The 3,260-nt window shown below is 75.3% G+C and carries 1 protein-coding gene and 1 pseudogene; both read left to right on the plus strand.

Annotated features, from left to right (window positions below; genetic code table 11):
* A partial coding sequence (locus F2B26_RS15320; RefSeq protein WP_438939212.1) for a bifunctional copper resistance protein CopD/cytochrome c oxidase assembly protein occupies nucleotides 1-2,004 on the plus strand: 2,004 nt, incomplete at its 5' end.
* Nucleotides 2,005-2,051: 47 nt separating this feature from the next.
* A pseudogene (locus F2B26_RS15325) lies at nucleotides 2,052-3,260 on the plus strand (S9 family peptidase); the annotation flags it as partial.

Consider the following 3,260-nt stretch of genomic DNA (forward strand, 5'->3'; position numbering starts at 1 on the left):
GTCCTGACGTCGCGCACCGCCGTGCGCAACGCCGGGGTGCTCGTGGCCGCGACCCTCGTCGTGCTGGTGCCCGCCCTGCTGTGGAGCGGAGCGGTCGCGGCCCCCCGGCTCGGCGACCCCGGCGCCCTGGTGCGCTGGGCCCTGCCGCTCACCGCGACGATCGGCGAGCTGGCCGGTGCGGTCACTCTGGGTGCGCTCGCCCTGGCGGCGTGCGTGCTGCCGCGCCGCGACCCGGCCGGGGCCCCGGGTGCGGTGGACGGTCGCGCCTGGCCACGGGCCACCCAGCTCGCCGGTGTCGCCGCCGCGGTGTGGACCCTCGTCGGGGTGGCGCACCTCGTGCTCACCTACGCCTCGGTCGCCGGCCAGGCGCTGTCCCAGACCGTCGGCCAGCAGGGGCTCATGGTCTTCGTGCTCCAGGTGGACCTGGGGCGCACGCTGGCCTCGGTGGTGCTCGTCGCGGCCGCCGCGACGGCCCTGTCCTTCCTGGTCGCCACCCCGACGGGGGTCGGCTGGACGGTGCTGCTCGTCGTCGTCGCGCTGTGGCAGCAGGCGCAGACGGGGCACGCGGCCGGCACCACGAGCCACCACCTGGCCACCTCCGCGATGGTGGTGCACCTGGTGAGCGCGGCCGTGTGGGTGGGCGGTCTCGCGGCGCTCGCACTGCTGGTGGGCCGGTTCGGCTCCGACCTCACCGCCTCGGTGGCGCGGTACTCGGTGCTCGCCGGCTGGTGCACCGCCGGGGTGGTCGTCTCCGGGGTGGTCAACGCCTGGATCCGGCTCGACGGGCTGGCCGGGCTGGGCACCCGGTGGGGTGTGCTGCTGCTGGTGAAGACCGGGCTCGTCGTCGTGCTCGGGCTGCTGGGCCTGCTGCACCGGCGGCGCACGCTGCCGCTGCTGGCCGACCGGCCGTCGTTGTTCTGGCGGGTGCTCGTCGTCGAGCTCGCGGTCATGGGCGCCGTCTCGGCGGTCGCCGTGGCGCTCGGCTCGACCGCACCGCCGGACCCGGGCCGGGTGCCGACGGTCCCGAGCCCCGCGTTCCTGCTCACCGGCGAGCCGCTGCCGCCGCAGCCGACGCTCTGGCACTGGCTCACGCTCACCAGCCCTGATCTGGTGACGGCGTGCGCGGCCGCGTCCGGCGTCGTCGTGTACCTGCGGTGGGTGCACCGGCTGCACCGGCGCGGGGACGCCTGGCCGTGGCTGCGCACCGCGTCCTGGCTCGTGGGGATGGTCGGCTTCGCCTGGACGACCAACGGCGGTGCGGCCGTGTACGGCCACGTGCTGTTCAGCGCGCACATGGTGCAGCACATGGTGCTCGCCACCGTCATCCCGATCTTCCTGGCGCTCTCGGGTCCGGTGACGCTCGCGCTGCGGGCGCTGCCGGTGCGCGCCGCCGGGCTGCGCGGGGACACCTCACGCGGGCCGCGCGAGTGGCTGCTCGTGCTGGTGCAGTCGCACTGGGGCCGGTTCCTGGCGAACCCGCTGGTGGCCGCGGCGAACTTCGCCGGCTCGATGGTGGTCTTCTACTACACCGACGTGTTCGGCTGGGCGTTGGCCGACCCGGTCGGCCACCTCTTCATGGTCGTGCACTTCTCCCTGGCCGGGTACCTGTTCGCCAACGCGCTCGTGGGGATCGACCCGGGGCCGGCCCGCCCGTCCTACCCGCTGCGGCTGCTGCTGCTGTTCGCGACGATGGGCTTCCACGCGTTCTTCGGGGTGACGCTGCAGTCGGGCAAGGCGCTGCTGGTCGCCGACTGGTTCGGGCTGATGGGGCGCCCGTGGGGACCGTCGGCGCTGGTGGACCAGCAGCTCGGCGGGTCGGTGGCGTGGGGCATCGGTGAGCTGCCGACGCTCGCGCTCGCGATCGCGGTGGCGGTCGCGTGGGCGCGCGACGACGAGCGTGCGGCCCGACGTCGGGACCGGCGGGTGGACCGCTCCGGGGACGCCGAGCTGGACGAGTACAACGCGATGCTCGGCCGGCTGGCCTCGCGGGACGAGCCGCGCTGAGCACATTCCGGCGGCGGGACGTGGGTGGCTCGTGCCAGGATCGAACGGTGAGCACCCCCTTCCATGACCTCGAGCAGTACATCGCCCTGCCCCGTACCGGGCACCTCGTCCTGTCGCCGGACGGCACCCGCCTGGCGGTGAGCGTGCAGTCCCTCGACACCAAGAAGACGGCCTACCGCACCGCTTGGTGGCAGGTGGACCCGGCCGGCCAGGCACCGGCGCGCCGGCTCACGCGGGGCGCCAAGGGCGAGGGCGAGGCCGCGTTCACCCCGGCCGGCGACCTGCTCTTCACCGCGGTGCGTCCCACCGGTGGCGAGGACGAGGACGAGACCCCGTCGCTGCACCTGCTGCCGAGGGACGGCGGTGAGGCCCGTCAGGTGGCGGCCCGCACGGCCGGGCTCGGCGGTCTGCGGGTCGCGCGGCAGGCCGGCACCGTGCTGCTCACGTCGGAGGTGCTGCCCGGTGCGCGCGACGAGGCCGACGACGAGAAGCTCCGCAAGGAGCGCAAGGACCTCAAGCTCGGGGCGATCCTGCACGACGGCTACCCGGTCCGGCTCTGGGACCACGACCTGGGGCCTGGCCACACGCACGTCTTCGTCGCCTCGGCGGTGCCGGGTACCGCGCCCGCCGGGACGAGCGAGCCGACGGCGACGCTGCGCGACCTGACCCCGCAGGCCGGGCACGCGCTCGGCGAGGGTGAGGCCACCCTCAGCCCCGACGGCACCACGGTCGTGGCCGTCTGGGAGGTGCCGGGCGCCCGGGGTGACGTGCGCGCGACGCTCGTGGCGATCGACGTGGCCGACGGCGCCCGCCGGGTGCTCGTCGACCTGCCGACGGCTGACGTCTGGTACCCGGCGATCTCGCCGGACGGGCAGTGGGTGGCCTTTGTCGTCGAGGACCAGAGCACACCGCACCAGGCGCCGAACCAGACCGTCGGGCTGGTGCCGCTGGCCGGTGGTCCGGTGCGCCGGCTGGCTGAGGGCTGGGACCGCTGGCCGGCCGCGCTCACCTGGTTGCCGGACAGCTCGGGCCTGCTCGTCGTGGCCGATGAGGACGGCCGCGCCCCGATCTTCCACCTCGGTCTGGACGACGCGCCGCCCATGCGGCTGACCAGCGACGATGCGGCGTTCAGTGATGTCTGCGTGAGCCCCGACGGGCGTACGGCGTACGCGCTGCGCGCCTCCTACCTGGCCCCGGCGCACCCGGTGCGGCTCGACCTGGCCGCGGCGCTCGCCGACGGGCCGCTCGCCGCGGTG

The organism is Cellulomonas citrea, assembly GCF_009829685.1.
Taxonomy (GTDB): domain Bacteria; phylum Actinomycetota; class Actinomycetes; order Actinomycetales; family Cellulomonadaceae; genus Cellulomonas; species Cellulomonas citrea.